The organism is Acidovorax sp. (genome assembly GCF_046314175.1).
Classification (GTDB): Bacteria; Pseudomonadota; Gammaproteobacteria; order Burkholderiales; family Burkholderiaceae_C; genus Acidovorax.
The window spans coordinates 1-16,228 of the sequence record NZ_JBKBXG010000043.1 but is presented as its reverse complement, the minus strand read 5'-3'; the positions used below and the strand labels follow the sequence as shown (position 1 = coordinate 16,228).

Genomic DNA, 16,228 nt, shown 5'->3' with positions numbered 1-16,228 from the left:
AGCAAGGCAGAGGAATCGGACATGGGGGATGAGCGGGATGACGCAGACGAAGTGGACGAAGTGGACGAAGTGGACTACGCAGGTGCCAGGGGCGCAGGTGCTTTGCCGAACGACGCCTGCCACGCGTGCACGAATGCGGCGGCATGGCGCGCCACATCGGCCGCGCTGTCGCCGGGGCGGTACAAGGCGGAGCCCAGCCCGAATCCACTGGCCCCGGCAGCGGCATAGGGGGCAATGCTTTCGGGCACGATGCCGCCCACGGGCACCAGCGCCATGGGCGGCGTGATGACGGCGCGCCAGGCCTTGAGCACATGGGGCGGCAGCGCCTCGGCCGGGAAGAGCTTGAGCATGTTGGCCCCGGCGGCCAGCGCGGCATAGGCCTCCGTCAGCGTGGCTACGCCGGGCGCGCAGGCCATACCTGCGGCGCGGGCGGCGCGGATCACGTCGGGGTCGCTATGGGGCATGACGATGATCTGCCCACCCGCTGCGGCCACATCGGCCACGGCATCGATGGAGAGCACGGTGCCTGCGCCCACCAGGCAGTCGGCAGGCAGTGCATCGCGCAGCGCGCGAATGCTGGCCAGCGGCTCGGGCGAGTTGAGTGGTACTTCGATGATGCGAAACCCCGCGTCATACAGCGCGTGGCCAATGGCCACCACCTCGTGCGGCTGCACGCCCCGCAGGATGGCGATGAGCCCGCAGCGCTGCAGGATGTGGAACAGGGCTTTGTCGATGGGGTTCATGCGGCCAGGCTCCCGACGGTGGAGGGGCGTGAGGGAGAGGGCGGGGGTGCTACGACTAGCCCCGCAGCTAGCGCGATCTGCCACAGCCCAGTGGCCGTGACCTGCGTCGCGATGGTGGGTGCTGCAAAACCGTAGGTCTGCAGCGCAATGGCGTAGCGGCGGCACAGGTCGGGCTCGCCGCAGAGCACCAGCGTTTGTGGTGTTGCCTGGGTTTGATCCTGTGCGCATGCCAGGCTGGCCACCTCGTGCCCGATCAGCAGGCCCGAGAGGTAGTCCGCCTGTGCTGTGGGGGCCAGCGCCCCGGTCAGGCCCAGCGTGCGTGTGCTGAAGATGTGCGAGAGCAGACCCAGTGCGGCATCGCTGCCCCGCGCCACTTCCAGACCGCGCGCAAAGGCGTCGTCGTCGGGGGCCGCTGCAGCCTGCATGGTCTTGCCCAGAATGGTGTGGCCGCGCAGCGCAGCAAACACCTCGCCGGTCATGAAGGTGTGGAACTGCTCGATGCGGCCCCCGCGTGCCAGCACCCATTTGCTGTGGGTGCCGGGCAGGCCGATGAGCACGGGCGCATCCGCAGGCAGCGCAAGGCCCGCCAGCACGCCCAGCACCTGGGTCTCTTCGCCACGCATCACGTTGGGCAGTGCGCCCTGCTGCAAAAGGCCCGGCACGATGTGCAGCGGCGGGCCATCGCGGCGTGCCACCAGCGTCAGGCCCCGCGCCAGTGCATCGAGCGAGGTGGGCGTGGGCAGGTACTTGGCCTCGCGCCAGCCTTGGGCGCTGCCCACCATGCCGCAGGCCAGCAGGGGCAGGCCGGGTGCGGCGGCCAGCCAGTCGCCGCAGGTGTCTTGCAGTGCGCGTTCAAACGCGGCACCGGGCTCGCCGTCTGCCACGCTCGCGGTGGCGGGGGGCAGGTTCATGATGCCCCAGGGGCGGTGCCGCGTCTCCAGCACCTCGCCATGCGCGCCCATACGGAAGGCGCGCAATGCGCTGGTGCCCCAGTCCAGTGCGATAAGGCCCGCTTCGGCGGGCACCAGAAAACGTGCAGGCGCCATGGGTGTCCTGCTTAGCGTGCCCAGCGCAGCACCAGCGGGTCCAGCCGCCGGGCGATGTCGATCAGGCCGCGCCGCACCTCCGGATGCATGGCAGGGAAGGGGTGGCGGCCCGCCTCGCAGGCGATCACGCCGCCTTCTTTCATCAGAGCCTTGGCCGTGAGGATGCCGCCCTGGCGGTTTTCGTGGTTGATGAGCGGCAGCCAGCGCTGGTACAGCGAAAACGCCTGGTCCATGTCGCCCTGGCGGTGGGCCTCGATGATGGGGCGGATACAGTCGGGGAAGGCGCCGCCTGTCATGGCGCCTGTGGCACCCGCATCCAGGTCGGCCAGCAGGGTGATGGCCTCTTCGCCATCCCACGGGCCTTCGATGGCATCGCCGCCCAGTCGAATCAGCTCGCGCAGCTTGCTGGCCGCGCCGGGCACTTCGATCTTGAAATAAGCCAGTTGCTCGATCTCCTGCGCCATGCGCGCGAGGAACGGTGCCGACAGCACGGTGCCGCTGGCGGGCGCGTCCTGCACCATGATCGGAATGCTGATCGCATCCGATACGCGGGCATAGAACTCGTAGATCTGTGCCTCCGGCACGCGGAAGGTAGCGCCGTGGTAAGGCGGCATGATCATCACCATGGCTGCGCCCATGTCCTGCGCGGCACGGCTTCGCTCGGCGCACACGCGGGTGCCGTAGTGGGTGGTGGTGACGATCACGGGCACGCGGCCGGCCACGTGTTCCAGTGACAGGCGCGTGAGCGTTTCGCGCTCGGCATCCGACAGCGAGAACTGCTCGGAGAAGTTGGCCAGAATGCAGACGCCGTCCACACCGGCGTCGATCATGAAGTCGAGGCAGCGCTTCTGGCTGTCGAGGTCTAGGCGACCGTCTTCGTGGAACGTGGTGGGCACGACGGGGAAGATGCCGCGATAGCGAGGGTTCTGTAGGGAATGGGTGGCTGGCATGGCGGGCGTAGGTAGGAATCTGATTGAAATATGCCTCTAGCGCTTATCCAATAAGCGCTAGCAGCTATTGAATAAATAGCAATGTTCGACGGCTGGTGACGCGAAGCGACTCTGAATGCGTGTCCTTCAATGTGAATGACGTGGGACGGCCGCACCGCGGCAACCCACCAGAAAGTCAAAGTCGCAACCATCGTCCGCCTGCAGCACGTGGTCTACATACAAGCGCTGGTAGCCGCCGCGTCCGCCGTGGTCTGTGTTGGCCAATGCGGCAAGCCGCGCGGCCAACTCTTCATCGCTGATGTCCAGGTGCAGTCGGCCGTTGTCGCAGTCCAGCTCAATGAAATCGCCATCGCGCACGGCGGCCAGCGGGCCACCCGCAGCAGCCTCGGGCGCTACGTGCAGCACCACGGTGCCATAGGCGGTGCCGCTCATGCGCGCGTCGGAGATGCGCACCATGTCCTTCACGCCCTGGCGCAGCAGCTTGGGCGGCAGGCCCATGTTGCCCACCTCGGCCATGCCGGGGTAGCCCTTGGGGCCGCAGTTCTTGAGCACCATCACGCAGCTGGCGTCGATGTCCAGGTCTTCGTCGACGATGCGCTCCTTGTAGTGCTCCAGGTTCTCGAACACCACGGCGCGGCCCCGGTGTTTCAGCAGCTCTGGCGACGCCGCCGAGGGCTTGAGCACCGCGCCGCGCGGCGCCAGGTTGCCGCGCAGGATGCAGATGCCGCCGTCGGCAATCAGCGGGTTGCTGATCGGGCGGATCACTTCGTCGTTGTACTGCGGGGCCTCGCGCACGTTGTCCCACAGGCTCTTGCCGTTGACGGTGAGCGCATCGGGGTGGGGCAGCAGGTTGTTCTCGCCCAAGCGGCGCAGCACGGCGGGCAGGCCACCAGCGTAGTAAAACTCTTCCATCAGGAAGCGGCCCGAGGGCTGCAGGTCTACCAGCGTGGGGGTGCCCCGGCCCACACGGGTCCAGTCTTCCAGCTCCAACTTCACGCCGATGCGGCCTGCAATGGCTTTCAGGTGGATCACGGCGTTGGTGGAGCCGCCAATGGCGGCGTTGGTGCGGATGGCGTTCTCGAACGCTTCGCGCGTGAGGATTTTGGACAGCGTGAGCCCCTCGTGCGCCATCTCCACGATGCGTCGGCCCGACATGTGGGCCAGCACATAGCGGCGCGCATCCACGGCGGGAATGGCCGCGTTGTGCGGCAGCGAGGTGCCCAGCGCCTCGGCCATGCAGGCCATGGTCGATGCGGTGCCCATGGTGTTGCAGGTGCCGGCCGAACGCGACATCCCGGCCTCGGCCGCAAAGAACTGGTGTTCGTTGATTTCGCCTGCCTTCAACGATTCATGCAGCCGCCACACGGCCGTGCCCGAGCCGATGTCCTTGCCATCGAGTTTGCCGTTGAGCATGGGGCCGCCCGTGACCACGATGGCGGGCACGTCGCAACTGGCAGCACCCATCAGCAGCGCGGGGGTGGTCTTGTCGCAGCCCACCAGCAGCACCACGGCGTCGATGGGGTTGCCGCGAATGGCTTCTTCCACATCCATGCTGGCCAGGTTGCGCGTGAGCATGGCCGTGGGGCGCAGGTTGGATTCGCCGTTGGAGAACACCGGGAACTCCACCGGAAAGCCGCCTGCCTCATAGATGCCGCGCTTCACATGCTCGGCAATCTTGCGAAAGTGGGCATTGCAGGGCGTGAGCTCTGACCAGGTGTTGCAGATGCCGATGACGGGGCGCCCGTCGAAGGCGTGGTCCGGGATGCCCTGGTTCTTCATCCAGCTGCGGTACATAAAGCCGTTCTTGTCGGCGGTGCCGAACCATGCGGCGGAGCGGAGTTTGCGGGGAGATGTGGCCATGATTTTTTGTAGGAGCGAGGGGGGTCAGGTCAGTTCGGCTTGGAGGTGCGGTGGGTCAACACGCGCTGCAGCAGGCAGAAGACGAACAGCAGCACGCCCACGACGATGCGGGTCCACCACGAGCTGAGCGTGCCGTCAAAAGAGATGAGGGTCTGGATGATTCCGAGCATCAGCACACCGAACAGCGTGCCAGCCACATAGCCCACGCCGCCGGTCAGCAGGGTGCCGCCGATGACCACCGCAGCAATGGCGTCCAGCTCCATGCCCACGGCATGCAGCCCATAGCCCGACAGCATGTAGAACGTGAACACCACGCCAGCCAATGCAGAGCAAAAGCCCGAGAGCGTGTACACGCCGATGAGCGTGCGCCGCACCGGCAGGCCCATCAGCAGCGCGGATGCTTCGCTGCCACCCACCGCATACACGGCACGGCCAAACGGCGTGCAGTGCGCAATGAACACGGCAGCCAGCAGCACCACGATGGCGACCACAGCACCCAGCGACAGCGATGCGCCCTCCCACAGCGGCAGGCGCCACTGCGACAGCTCTGAGTAGCCTTCGTTGGAGATGCTGATGGAATCAATGCTGATCAGGTAGCACAGACCCCGTGCGAGGAACATGCCAGCCAGCGTCACGATGAAGGGCTGCAGCCTGAACCGCTCGATCAGAAAGCCCATCAAAGCGCCAAAGGCTGTGCCCATCAGCAGCACCAGCGGAATCACCACCAGCGGGCTCCAGCCTTTGTGCTCCACCAGTGCGGCCAGCACCATGGTGGTCAGCGCCACCACCGACCCCACCGACAGGTCAATGCCGCCGGACAGAATCACAAACGTCATCCCCACCGCCACGATGATCAGGAAGGCGTTGTCGATCAGCAGGTTCAGAAACACCTGGGCCGAGAAGAAGCCGGTGTACAGCACCGACCCCATGGTGGCCATGGCCACGAAGAGGGAGATGGTGGCGATCAGCGGCAGGTACTTTGGGTTCAGGTGTGCAACCGTGGGGGCGGTTGGCGGCGTGGCGACCGCCGCATCCGCATTGAGTGAAGAGGTAGGCAGCGCGCTCATGACGGCACTCCGCGCACGCCCGGCCTGCGCACCAGCACGCCGACCTGGGCGCGAAAATCGGGCGACTGCAGCAGCATCACCACAAACACCACCACGGCCTTGACCACCAAATTGATCTCGGGCGGCACACCCAGCGAGTAAATGGCATAGGTCAGCGTCTGAATGATGAGCGCGCCAATCACGCTGCCCACCAGACTGAACCGCCCGCCGGTCAGCGCGGTGCCGCCCAGGGTCACGGCAAGGATGGCATCCAGCTCCAGCAACTGCCCGGCGTTGTTGCCGTCGGCACTCTTCACGTTGGAGCTGATCAACAGCCCGGCGATGCCCGCGCACACGCCGCAAAAGGTGTAGGCCGCAATGATCAGGCTGCGCGACTGCACGCCCGCCACGCGCGCTGCGGTGGGGTTGATGCCCACTGCCTGAATGAACAGGCCCAGCGCGGTGCGGGTGACCGCCAGGTACAGCAGCGCAAACACCGCCGCGACGATGAACAGCGCAAACGGCAGGCCCAACAGGTAGCCGCCTCCCAGAAAGAAGTAGGGCGTGTAGTAAATGGTGATGATCTGCCCGTCGGTGATGAGTTGCGCAATTCCGCGTCCCGCCACCATCAAAATCAGCGTGGCGATGATGGGTTGCATGCCCACCTTGGCCACCAGCACGCCGTTCCACAAGCCACACACGGCGGCTATGCCGATCGCGCCCAGGATGGCCACCGGCAGGGGAAACCGGCTTTCGGTACCCGACACCGAGCCCCCGATCATCCAGGCCGCCACTGCTGCCGCAATGGCCACTACTGCGCCCACGGAGATATCAATGCCGCGCGTGGCAATCACCATCGTCATGCCCAGCGACACCAGCACCAGCGGTGCAGCGCGGTTCAGGATGTCGATGAGGCTGCCGTACAGATGCCCATCGCGCCACTCGATGCGCAGAAAACTGTCGTTGAAGACGGTATTCACGATGAGCAGCAGCATCAGCGTGATCAGCGGCCACGCCAGGCGGTGGCGCAACAAAGCAGCCAGAAGGGAAGGGGAGGAGGAACGTTCAGACATGTTCAGAGGCAATCATTTCGTACACAGCGTCTTCGCTGCTGCCTGCGGGAAGCTCGCCTACTTTTCGGCGGTCGCGAAGCACCACGATGCGGTGCGCCACGCGCACTACTTCGCCCATTTCAGAAGAGATGAACACCACGGCCATCCCGGCCTGGGCCAGGCGCAGGATCTGTTCCATGATTTCCTGCTTGGCCGCCACGTCGATGCCGCGCGTGGGTTCGTCCAGGATCAAGAGGCGGGGCTCTATGGCCATCCAGCGCGCAAGAATCGCCTTTTGCTGGTTGCCGCCGGAGAGCAGGCCAATCGGTTTGTCCACGCTCTCGGTCTTGATGCCCAGCAGCTTCACGTAGCGCTCGGCCAGTGCGGTCTGCTCGGCCCTCGACAAAAATTTGCCCATACCCATGCGCGCCTGCAGTGCCAGGGCGATGTTCTCGCGCACCGACAGCTCGGCCACGATGCCGTCTGTCTTGCGCTCCTCCGGGCACAGCGCCAAGCCGTGTCGGATGGCATCCATGGGGTTGGCAAACGCCACGGTTTTTCCGTCGATGCGCAGCACGCCCCGGTCGGGCGACTGCAGGCCAAACAGCAGGCGCGCCAGCTCGGTACGACCCGAGCCGAGCAGCCCCGCCAGGCCCACCACCTCGCCCGCCCGCACCCGCAGGTCCACGGGTTGCAGCTGGCCGGTCTGGCCCAGTCCTTCGGTCTGCAGCAGCGCGGGCGTGGCGTCGTCAAAGTCTGGCGACACAGCAGCCTCGGTGGACTGCGCGGCCAACTCGCGCCCCAGCATGGCAGCGATCAGCGCCTGGGCGCCCAGGTCTGCCACAGGCCATTCGCCCACCCAGCTGCCATTGCGCAGCACGGTGATACGGTCCGAGATGGCATACACCTGGTTCAGAAAATGGGTCACGAAAACAATGGCCAGACCTTCGTCGCGCAGACGGCGGAGCACAGCGAACAGCTTCTGCACTTCGTCATCGTCCAGGCTGGAGGTGGGCTCGTCCAGGATCAGCACCTTGGACTCGATGCTGAGTGCCCGCGCAATGGCCACCAGCTGCTGCACGGCCACGGGGTAGTCGGACAGCAGGCGCGTCACGTCGATGGCCAGGCCGATGCGCTCAACCAGCTCGCGCGCGCGCTGGTTGAGCGTGGCCCAGTCAATGCGAAACCCTTGCGCGAGGCCGCAGCGTGGGTAGCGGCCGGCAAAGATGTTCTCAGCCACCGACAGATTGGGGCAGAGGTTGACTTCCTGGTAAACGGTGCTGATACCCAGGTGCTGCGCCGCCAGGGGCGAATCGGGCCACACGGGTTTCCCGCTCAGCTGCATCTGCCCGGAAGTGGGCGCAAGCACACCGGTGAGCACTTTGATCAGCGTGGACTTGCCTGCCCCGTTCTGGCCCATCAGGGCATGGATTTCGCCGGGGTACAGATTGAGCCGCACATCCTGCAGCACTGGGATGCCTGAGAACTGCTTGTGGATGCCCGTGAGTTGCAGCACGGGGGCTGACGGGGCGTGAATGGTGGCCGCGTTCATGGCTTCATACTTTGTTTTTGTTGTACACGTCGACGAGCACGGCGGCCAGCAATACCACGCCCTTGATCACCTGCTGGTAGTCGATGCCAATGCCCAGGATGGACATGCCGTTGTTCATCACCCCCATCACAAACGCGCCGATGACGGCCCCCATCACCTTGCCCACGCCGCCCGAGGCCGACGCACCGCCGATGAAACACGCGGCAATCACGTCGAGTTCAAAGCCCAGGCCCGCCTTGGGCGTGGCCGTGTTCAGCCGTGCGGCAAACACCAGGCCCGCCAGGGCCGCCAGCACCCCCATGTTCACGAAGGCATAGAACGACAGGCGCTCGGTCTTGATGCCCGACAGCTTGGCGGCTTTTTCGTTGCCGCCCAATGCGTAGATGCGCCGCCCGATGGTGGTGCGGCTGGTGACGAAGTCAAACAGCACGATGAGCAATGCCATCACGATCAGCACATTGGGCAAGCCCTTGTACGACGCAAGCAGGTAGCTGAAGGTCACCAGCAGCACCGCAAACACGGCCGTCTTGGCCCAAAACAATGCGGCAGGTTCTGTCTGCACACCATGGCGCAGCCGATGGGCACGCGCGCGCACCCCCGCTGCCGCCAGAGCAGCGGCCACAGCAACCCCCAGCAACAATGAGGTGACGCGCAGCCCTTCGGCGTTGAACACGTCCGGGATGAATCCGGAGCTGAGCATCTGGAACGTTTCGGGAAACGGCCCCACCGACTGCCCGGCCAGCACCGCCAAGGCGAAGCCTTTGAACACCAGCATGCCCGCCAAGGTGACGATGAACGAAGGGATGCGCCAAAACGCCACGAACCAGCCCTGCAGCGCACCAATCAGCCCCCCGCAAAGCAAGCACGCCATCGTGGCGGGCACAAAATGCCACTGGTACTGCACCATCAACACCGCAGCCAGTGCGCCGATGAATCCGCAGACAGAACCCACCGACAGATCAATGTGGCCCGCCACGATCACCAGCAACATGCCCAGCGCCATGATGACGATGTAGCTGTTCTGCAGAATCAGGTTGGTCAGGTTCAGCGGCTGCATCAGCGTGCCGTCTGTCATGTACTGAAAGAAGCCCATGATGGCGACCAGCGTGATCAACATGCCGTATTCGCGGAAGTTGTGCTTCAGGTGGTCCAGCGGCGAGCGGTCACTGCGGGTAGGGGCCGCTACTGCGGGCATTGAATTCGAAGGGGTCAAAGGCGTCTGGGACATATCAACTGGCTTTCACAATCGCTCGCATGATCTTTTCTTGCGATGCTTCGGCGGTGGGCATCTCGGCGATGATGCGGCCTTCGTTCATGACGTAGAGGCGGTCCGTGATGCCCAGTAGCTCGGGCATCTCCGACGAAATCACGATCACGCACTTGCCGTCGGCCGCCAACTGCGCGATGAGGGTGTAGATCTCGAACTTGGCGCCCACGTCGATACCGCGGGTGGGCTCGTCGAGGATGAGCACCTCGGGGTTGGTAAAGAGCCATTTGCTCAGCACCACCTTTTGCTGGTTGCCGCCCGAGAGGTTGACGGTCTTCTGGTCCACGCCCGAGCAGCGGATGCGCAGCTTTTCGCGGTAGGTTTGCGCCACCTGGTGCTCGCGGCCGCTGTCGATCACCGTGGCGTGCGATACGCCCCCCAGGTGCGCCAGCGACACATTGAACTGGATGTCTTCGTTCAGCACCAGCCCGTTGCCCTTGCGGTCTTCGGTCACGTAGGCCAAGCCGTGGTGTACCGCCTTCTCCACCGTACTCACGTCGATGGGCTGGCCATGCAGCAGCACCTGGCCACTGATGTGATTGCCCCACGACTTGCCGAAGATGCTCATCGCCAGCTCGGTGCGCCCCGCACCCATGAGCCCGGCGATGCCCACGATCTCGCCGCGCCGCACCTTGAGATTGATGCCCTTGATGAACTCGGTGTCGCGGCGCTGGGGGTGGTGGGCGCGCCAGTCGCGCACTTCAAACACGGTCTCGCCAATGTCCGGCTGGCGCTGGGGGTAGCGGTCGGCCATCTCGCGGCCCACCATGGCCTGGATCACGCGGTCTTCGCTCACGGCCCCCGACCGGCAGTCCATGGTTTCCACCGTGCTGCCGTCGCGCAGCACCGTGATGGAATCGGCCACGCGGGAGATTTCGTTGAGCTTGTGCGAGATCAGGATGCAGGTGATACCCTGGCTTTTGAGTTCAAGCAGCAGGTCGAGCAGTGCTGCACTGTCGTTCTCGTTCAGGCTGGCGGTGGGCTCGTCCAGGATCAACAGGCGCACCTGGCGCGACAGCGCCTTGGCAATCTCCACCAGCTGCTGTTTGCCCACGCCCAGCTGCCCGACCGGGGTGTCGGGCGACTCACGGAGCCCCACCTTCTGCAGCAGGGCCAGCGTTTTGCTGTGCGCCTGCATCCAGTCGATCACGCCGAAACGCGACGTTTCGTTGCCCAGGAAGATGTTTTCTGCAATCGACAGCAGCGGCACCAGCGCCAGCTCCTGGTGAATGATGATGACGCCCAGGTGCTCGCTGTCTCGGATGCCGTCAAAGCGGCGCTCCTGGCCGTCAAAGTGAATGCCGCCGCTGTAGCTGCCGTGCGGATAGACGCCAGATAGCACTTTCATCAGCGTCGATTTGCCCGCGCCGTTTTCGCCCACGATGGCATGGATTTCTCCGGCCTTCACGCGCAGGTTGACCTTGTTCAGTGCGACAACGCCGGGGAAGGTCTTGCGGATGTCCCGCATTTCAAGAAGCATTGCTTGGGCTCGGTGAGGAAATTTTTATAGTCCTCTGGGATCTCAGAGGGGAGGGCTGGATGTCTCTAAGCCCCCCACGCGTAACACTCAGCGGCTCACAAAACTCAGTGAAGCGGTTCTGGCTAGGCGCTGCGTCGCAGGCAGTACGGTGAGTACGACAAGACGCAGCAACAACGCCAGAAGAGTTTTTTGAGCCGCGCCCCTTACTTGATCTGCGATTCTTTGTAGTAGCCGCTACCCACCAGAACGGAATTCCAGTTGGATGCATCGACCGACACCGGTTTGAGCAGGTACGAGGGCACCACCTTCACGCCGTTGTTGTAGGTCTTGGTGTCGTTGATCTCGGGCTGTTTGCCCGACAGCGTGGCGTCCACCATGTTGGCGGCCACCTTGGCCAGCTCGCGCGTGTCCTTGAACACGGTCGAATACTGTTCTCCCTTCAGGATGGATTTGACCGATGGCACTTCGGCGTCCTGGCCGCTAACCACCGGGCAGGGCTGCTGCGCCGTGCAGTAGCCCACACCCTTCAGGGACGACAGGATGCCGATCGACAGGCCGTCATACGGCGAGAGCACCGCGTGCACCTTGTCCTTGCCGTAGTAGGCCGACAGCAGGTTGTCCATGCGCGCCTGCGCCACCGATCCGTCCCAGCGCAGCGTGCCAACCTTGTTCATGCCCGTCTGCTTGCTGCGCACCACCAGCTTGCCGCTGTCGATGTACGGTTGCAGCACGCTCATGGCGCCGTCGTAGAAGAAGAACGCGTTGTTGTCGTCGGGAGAGCCGCCGAACAGTTCAATGTTGAACGGGCCCTTGCCCTGCTTCAAACCCAGCTTGTCGACGATGGACGTGGCCTGCAGAACGCCGACCTGAAAGTTGTCGAACGTGGCGTAGTAGTCCACGTTCTTTGAGCCCTTGATGAGGCGGTCATACGCCACGACCTTCACGCCCTTGTCTGCCGCGCTTTGCAGCACGCGCGACAGCGTAGTGCCGTCAATCGACGCGATCACCAGCACCTTGGCACCCTTGGTGATCATGTTCTCGATCTGCGCAAGCTGGTTCGGGATGTCGTCTTCGGCGTACTGCAGATCGGTCTTGTAGCCGCGCTCCTTGAGCACCTTGACCATGTTGTCGCCATCGGCAATCCAGCGCGCCGACGATTTGGTGGGCATCGAGATGCCGATGGTGCCCTTGTCCTGGGCTGATACCACGGACGTGGCGCCAATGGCAGCCAATGCCACGGTGGCCAGCACAGCCTTGAAAATTGCACGTTTCATTTGGTTTTGTCTCCTGATGTGATTTGTTGTTTTGGTGGGTGCTAGAACTCGCAGCAGGCCGTCGCAACTGGCACGGTCTAATGCGAGTGCCACCGCGCAAGGGCCGCCCCGCCGCGCTGGCGGCGTCCCCCTGAGGGGGAAGGCGCGCAGCGACTCAGGGGGCATCAATATTTGCGGTTCGGAAATTCTTTCGCCGCCACTTCCATCGGGAAGATGCCTTCTTCTGTCACGATGCGCTTGGGCACTGCCTTGCCCGCCTTGATGTCCTTGACGGCACTCATCAGCTGCGGGCCCAGCAGCGGGCTGCATTCCACGCTCACGTTGAGCTTGCCCGCGATCATGGCTTCGAAGGCGCCTTTCACCGCGTCGATGGAGATGATCACGATGTCCTTGGCGGGCTTCATTCCGGCCTCTTCGATGGCCTGGATGGCGCCAATCGCCATGTCGTCGTTGTGCGCGTAGAGCACGTTGATCTTCTTGCCCTCGGCCTTGAGGAAGGCTTCCATCACTTCTTTGCCCTTGGCCCGGGTGAAGTCGCCGGTCTGTGAGCGCACGATCTTGAACTTGGGATCGGCCTTGATGATTTCCTCAAAACCCTTCTTGCGGTCGATGGCCGGGGCAGAGCCCACCGTGCCTTGCAACTCGACGATGTTGACCTCGCCTTTGTTGTCTTTCATCTTCTCGACCAGCCAGCGGCCAGCCTTGCGCCCCTCCTCGACAAAATCCGATCCCATGAAGGTCACGTACAGCGACTGGTCCTTGGTGTTCACCGCGCGGTCGGTCAGCACCACGGGGATTTTGGCGGCCTTGGCTTCGCGCAGCACCGGTTCCCAGCCGGACTCGACCACGGGCGAGAACGCAATCACATCCACCCGCTGGGCGATGAACGAGCGGATCGCCTTGATCTGGTTTTCCTGCTTTTGCTGGGCGTCCGAGAACTTCAATTCAATGCCCGCCTCCTTGGCGGCCGACTTGATCGACTCGGTGTTGGCAGTGCGCCATTCGCTCTCGGCTCCCACCTGGCTGAAACCCAGCACGATGGGCTTTTGGGCCCAGGCAGCGGCGGGGAGCAACCCTGCCAGCGGGGCGCTCGCGAGCGCGGATACAACGGTGCGACGATTCAGTTTCATGGTTTTGTCTCCTGGTTGTTATGGATCGGAAATCGCAGGCAGTGAAGGACCTGTGCGGGGGCGTCAGGCCAGCATGTAGCCGGTCTTGACGGTGGTGTAGAACTCGGCGGCATACCGGCCCTGTTCACGCGGGCCATGGCTCGATTCCTTGCGCCCGCCGAAGGGGACATGAAAGTCCACCCCCGCCGTGGGCAGGTTGACCATGGTCATGCCCACATCAGCGTGCCGCTTGAAGTGCATGGCGTGTTTGAGCGACGTGGTGCAGATGCCTGCACACAGTCCAAAGGGCGTGTCGTTGGCCAGCGCCAGCGCGTGTTCGTAGTCGTCAGCGCGCAGCACGCAGGCCACGGGGCCAAAGATTTCTTCGCGCGCAATGCGGTGCTCTGGCTTGGCCAGGAACAGCGCGGGGCTCATGTAGTGGCCGGGCGTGGCTCGCTCCAGCCGCTCGCCGCCCCACACGTGCTCGGCGCCTTCTGCGCGCGCGATCTCGATGTAGCCAAGGTTCTGGTCGAGCTGGCCCGCGTCCACCACGGGGCCCATCTCGATACCGCGCTCCAGTGCGTGGCCGACCTTGAGCGTGGACAGCCGCTGGCGCAGTCGAGCCACGAAGGCATCGTGCACGCTGGATTCCACAATCAGGCGGCTCGATGCCGTGCAGCGCTGGCCGGTGGAAAAGTAAGAACCCTGCAGCGCGCAGTCGATGGCTTGGTCCATGTCTGCATCGGCCAACACGATCAGCGGGTTCTTCCCGCCCATCTCCAGCTGCACTTTGGCGCGCCGGGCGGTGGCTGATTTCAGGATGCGCTCACCGGTCGAGACCGACCCGGTGAAGCTCAGCGCATCGACCAGCGGGTGGTCTACCAGCGTCTGGCCCACCTCGCGGCCGCTGCCCATCACCAGGTTAAAAACGCCCGCTGGCAGCCCGCAGCGGCTGATGATTTCGGCCAGCGCCCAACCGCAGGCAGGCACCAGTTCGGCGGGCTTGAACACCACGGTGTTGCCATAGGCCAGCGCCGGAGCGATCTTCCAGGCCGGAATGGCGAAGGGAAAGTTCCACGGCGCGATGATGCCCACCACGCCCACGGGTTCGCGGGTCACGTCCACCTGCACGCCCTGGCGCACGGACGCCATGAGTTCGCCCGGCACACGCAGCGCCTCGCCTGCAAAGAACTTGAAGATCTGGCCGGCGCGTGCCACCTCGCCAATGGCCTCGGGCAGGGTCTTGCCCTCTTCGCGGGCCAGCAGTGCGCCCAGGTCGTCCTTGCGTGCCAGCAGCTCGCTGCCAATCTGGTCTAGTGCATCGGCGCGGCGCTGGGGGGTGCTGTGGCTCCAGTAGGGCAGGGCGTCTGCGGCGGCGCGCACGGCCTGGTCGGTCTGGTTGCGGTCGGCGCGTGCGTACTCGGCCACCACCTCGCGGGTGTCTGACGGGTTGGTGCTGACCCCGGTGGTGGTGCCAATCTCCCACCGGCCGTTGATGAAGTGCCGGGGGTTCTGCTGCGTGTCGCCGAGTTTCATGAAGAGGTGCTCGCTTGCTTGCTTTGTGGAGGACTCGGCGGAAAGTCTAAGATTGATTTAGATATCAATCCAATAGATATTTAGACAAAATACATATCTATCGCAGTATTCTGGAAAACCCCATGAGCACCTACAACCACTGGTTCATCCGCGCACGCCTGAAGACCCGCCAACTGCTACTGCTGGTGGCCCTGGCCGAAGAGGGCAACATCCACCGCGCAGCCCAGGTGCTCAGCATGACCCAGCCCGCGGCGTCCAAGCTGCTCAAGGATCTGGAGGACGTGCTAGAGGTGCCACTTTTCGAGCGCCTGCCACGCGGCATGCGCCCCACCTGGTACGGCGAAACCATGATCCGCCACGCGCGCATGGCCCTGGCCAGCCTGAACCAGGCGCACGACGAGCTGAGCGCGCTCAAGACCGGGCACTACGGCCAGGTCGGCATTGGCGCCATCACGTCCCCAGGCCTGAGCCTGCTACCCGCCGCGCTGGCGCTGGTCAAGCAGGAGCACCCCAGCCTTCGGATATCGCTCGATATCGAAACCAGCCCGGTGCTGCTGGATAGGCTGGAGCAGGGCAAGCTCGACATCGTGGTCGGCCGCCTGTTTGCTGAGCACGACAAGACCAACCTGCGCTATGAGTCACTGACCGAAGAACTGGTCTGTGCGGTGACCCGCCCCGGCCACCCGCTGCTGGGCATGAGCGGGCTGACCTTGCGCGATGTTGTTTCAGCGGGTTGGATCGTGCCGCCTGCGGGCAGTGTGTTGCGGCACCGGTTTGACTTGATGTTCGGTCAAGACGGTCTGGCGCCGCCGATCAACACGGTGGAGACCTCCTCGCTGCTGTTCATCACGCGCATGCTGCAGCAGAGCGACATGATTGCCGTGTTGGGCGCTGACGTGGGGCAGTACTACGCGTCACATGGGATGGTGTCGGTGCTGCCGATGGCCATGCCGTGCCACATGGATGCGTTTGGAATCATCACGCGCACGGATCGGCTGTTGTCGCCTGCGGCGAAGGTGATGATGAAGGCGTTGAAGCAGACGAGTTTGGTGCAGTATGGGCGGAGGTTGGAGGTGGGGGAGTGATTTGGTTTTTGGTGGAATTTTGATGAAATGGGCTCTGGCGCTTATCCCGTATGCGCTAGTAGCTATTGTTTTTATAGTCGCTGGGCTGCCTGTCCGACCGTTCCTGTTGAGGTTCTATGGTTCCAGTCAAGCATTAACTGCGTTGCCAGAGACCAATGCGAGATCAAACCGTTTGTGGTTCTTGAACAGGCTGAAGGCCACACGCACCATTTTGCGAGCCAGCACGTT

Annotated in this window: 13 protein-coding genes; 1 reads left to right on the top strand and 12 read right to left on the bottom strand. The window is 64.0% G+C overall.

The genetic code is table 11. The features are described from left to right. Positions 1-74 precede the first annotated feature (74 nt). The 12 genes from ACK4OE_RS13755 to ACK4OE_RS13700 all read right to left on the bottom strand — a co-directional run bounded on the left by ACK4OE_RS13755 (position 75) and on the right by ACK4OE_RS13700 (position 14,915). On the bottom strand, positions 75-743 hold the full coding sequence (locus ACK4OE_RS13755; protein ID WP_409885374.1) for a 2-dehydro-3-deoxy-6-phosphogalactonate aldolase: 669 nt from the start codon (positions 741-743) through the stop codon (positions 75-77). Further along, positions 740-1,789: a 2-dehydro-3-deoxygalactonokinase gene (locus ACK4OE_RS13750; RefSeq protein ID WP_409885373.1), complete on the bottom strand. Its 1,050-nt coding sequence runs from the start codon at positions 1,787-1,789 to the stop codon at positions 740-742. Before ACK4OE_RS13750 ends, ACK4OE_RS13755 begins: the two co-directional genes overlap by 4 nt. 11 nt (positions 1,790-1,800) lie before the next feature. Then, a complete protein-coding gene (locus tag ACK4OE_RS13745) occupies positions 1,801-2,739 on the bottom strand; it encodes a dihydrodipicolinate synthase family protein (RefSeq protein WP_409885372.1) in 939 nt (312 codons plus the stop codon). Positions 2,740-2,865: 126 nt separating this feature from the next. Beyond that, positions 2,866-4,599 (bottom strand): IlvD/Edd family dehydratase, encoded by a 1,734-nt coding sequence (locus ACK4OE_RS13740; protein WP_409885371.1) that lies wholly within the window; start codon positions 4,597-4,599, stop codon positions 2,866-2,868. Positions 4,600-4,628: 29 nt separating this feature from the next. After that, a complete protein-coding gene (gene yjfF, locus ACK4OE_RS13735) occupies positions 4,629-5,666 on the bottom strand; it encodes a galactofuranose ABC transporter, permease protein YjfF (protein WP_409885370.1) in 1,038 nt (345 codons plus the stop codon). Next, on the bottom strand, positions 5,663-6,718 hold the full coding sequence (locus ACK4OE_RS13730; RefSeq protein ID WP_409885369.1) for an ABC transporter permease: 1,056 nt from the start codon (positions 6,716-6,718) through the stop codon (positions 5,663-5,665). The genes yjfF and ACK4OE_RS13730 overlap by 4 nt, the downstream gene beginning before the upstream one ends. Next, positions 6,711-8,249, bottom strand: coding sequence for a sugar ABC transporter ATP-binding protein (locus tag ACK4OE_RS13725; protein WP_409885368.1), 1,539 nt, complete (start codon positions 8,247-8,249; stop codon positions 6,711-6,713). The genes ACK4OE_RS13730 and ACK4OE_RS13725 overlap by 8 nt, the downstream gene beginning before the upstream one ends. 4 nt (positions 8,250-8,253) lie before the next feature. Beyond that, positions 8,254-9,444 carry a multiple monosaccharide ABC transporter permease gene (gene mmsB, locus ACK4OE_RS13720; RefSeq protein WP_409885367.1) on the bottom strand — a complete coding sequence of 397 codons (1,191 nt, stop codon included), beginning with the start codon at positions 9,442-9,444 and terminating at the stop codon, positions 8,254-8,256. 34 nt (positions 9,445-9,478) lie between these two features. Next, entirely contained in the window at positions 9,479-10,996 is a 1,518-nt protein-coding gene (gene mmsA / locus ACK4OE_RS13715; RefSeq protein WP_409885366.1) for a multiple monosaccharide ABC transporter ATP-binding protein, read from the bottom strand. Positions 10,997-11,199: 203 nt separating this feature from the next. Continuing rightward, on the bottom strand, positions 11,200-12,270 hold the full coding sequence (chvE, locus tag ACK4OE_RS13710; RefSeq protein WP_409885365.1) for a multiple monosaccharide ABC transporter substrate-binding protein: 1,071 nt from the start codon (positions 12,268-12,270) through the stop codon (positions 11,200-11,202). A gap of 164 nt (positions 12,271-12,434) precedes the next feature. Next, a complete protein-coding gene (locus ACK4OE_RS13705) occupies positions 12,435-13,400 on the bottom strand; it encodes an ABC transporter substrate-binding protein (protein WP_409885364.1) in 966 nt (321 codons plus the stop codon). 63 nt (positions 13,401-13,463) lie between these two features. After that, positions 13,464-14,915, bottom strand: a complete 1,452-nt coding sequence (locus ACK4OE_RS13700) for an aldehyde dehydrogenase family protein (RefSeq protein WP_409885363.1) — start codon at positions 14,913-14,915, stop codon at positions 13,464-13,466. A 122-nt stretch (positions 14,916-15,037) separates the two neighbouring features. On the opposite strand from ACK4OE_RS13700, the gene ACK4OE_RS13695 reads away from it, so the two are divergent. Continuing rightward, on the top strand, positions 15,038-16,000 hold the full coding sequence (locus tag ACK4OE_RS13695) for a LysR family transcriptional regulator (protein WP_409885362.1): 963 nt from the start codon (positions 15,038-15,040) through the stop codon (positions 15,998-16,000). Positions 16,001-16,228 lie beyond the last annotated feature (228 nt).

Coding starts and splice junctions, on each gene's coding strand:
- ACK4OE_RS13755 (WP_409885374.1), bottom strand. CDS start 743: ATGAACCCCATCGACAAAGCCCTGTTCCACATCCTGCAGCGCTGCGGG.
- ACK4OE_RS13750 (WP_409885373.1), bottom strand. CDS start 1,789: ATGGCGCCTGCACGTTTTCTGGTGCCCGCCGAAGCGGGCCTTATCGCA.
- ACK4OE_RS13745 (WP_409885372.1), bottom strand. CDS start 2,739: ATGCCAGCCACCCATTCCCTACAGAACCCTCGCTATCGCGGCATCTTC.
- ACK4OE_RS13740 (WP_409885371.1), bottom strand. CDS start 4,599: ATGGCCACATCTCCCCGCAAACTCCGCTCCGCCGCATGGTTCGGCACC.
- yjfF (WP_409885370.1), bottom strand. CDS start 5,666: ATGAGCGCGCTGCCTACCTCTTCACTCAATGCGGATGCGGCGGTCGCC.
- ACK4OE_RS13730 (WP_409885369.1), bottom strand. CDS start 6,718: ATGTCTGAACGTTCCTCCTCCCCTTCCCTTCTGGCTGCTTTGTTGCGC.
- ACK4OE_RS13725 (WP_409885368.1), bottom strand. CDS start 8,249: ATGAACGCGGCCACCATTCACGCCCCGTCAGCCCCCGTGCTGCAACTC.
- mmsB (WP_409885367.1), bottom strand. CDS start 9,444: ATGCCCGCAGTAGCGGCCCCTACCCGCAGTGACCGCTCGCCGCTGGAC.
- mmsA (WP_409885366.1), bottom strand. CDS start 10,996: ATGCTTCTTGAAATGCGGGACATCCGCAAGACCTTCCCCGGCGTTGTC.
- chvE (WP_409885365.1), bottom strand. CDS start 12,270: ATGAAACGTGCAATTTTCAAGGCTGTGCTGGCCACCGTGGCATTGGCT.
- ACK4OE_RS13705 (WP_409885364.1), bottom strand. CDS start 13,400: ATGAAACTGAATCGTCGCACCGTTGTATCCGCGCTCGCGAGCGCCCCG.
- ACK4OE_RS13700 (WP_409885363.1), bottom strand. CDS start 14,915: ATGAAACTCGGCGACACGCAGCAGAACCCCCGGCACTTCATCAACGGC.
- ACK4OE_RS13695 (WP_409885362.1), top strand. CDS start 15,038: ATGAGCACCTACAACCACTGGTTCATCCGCGCACGCCTGAAGACCCGC.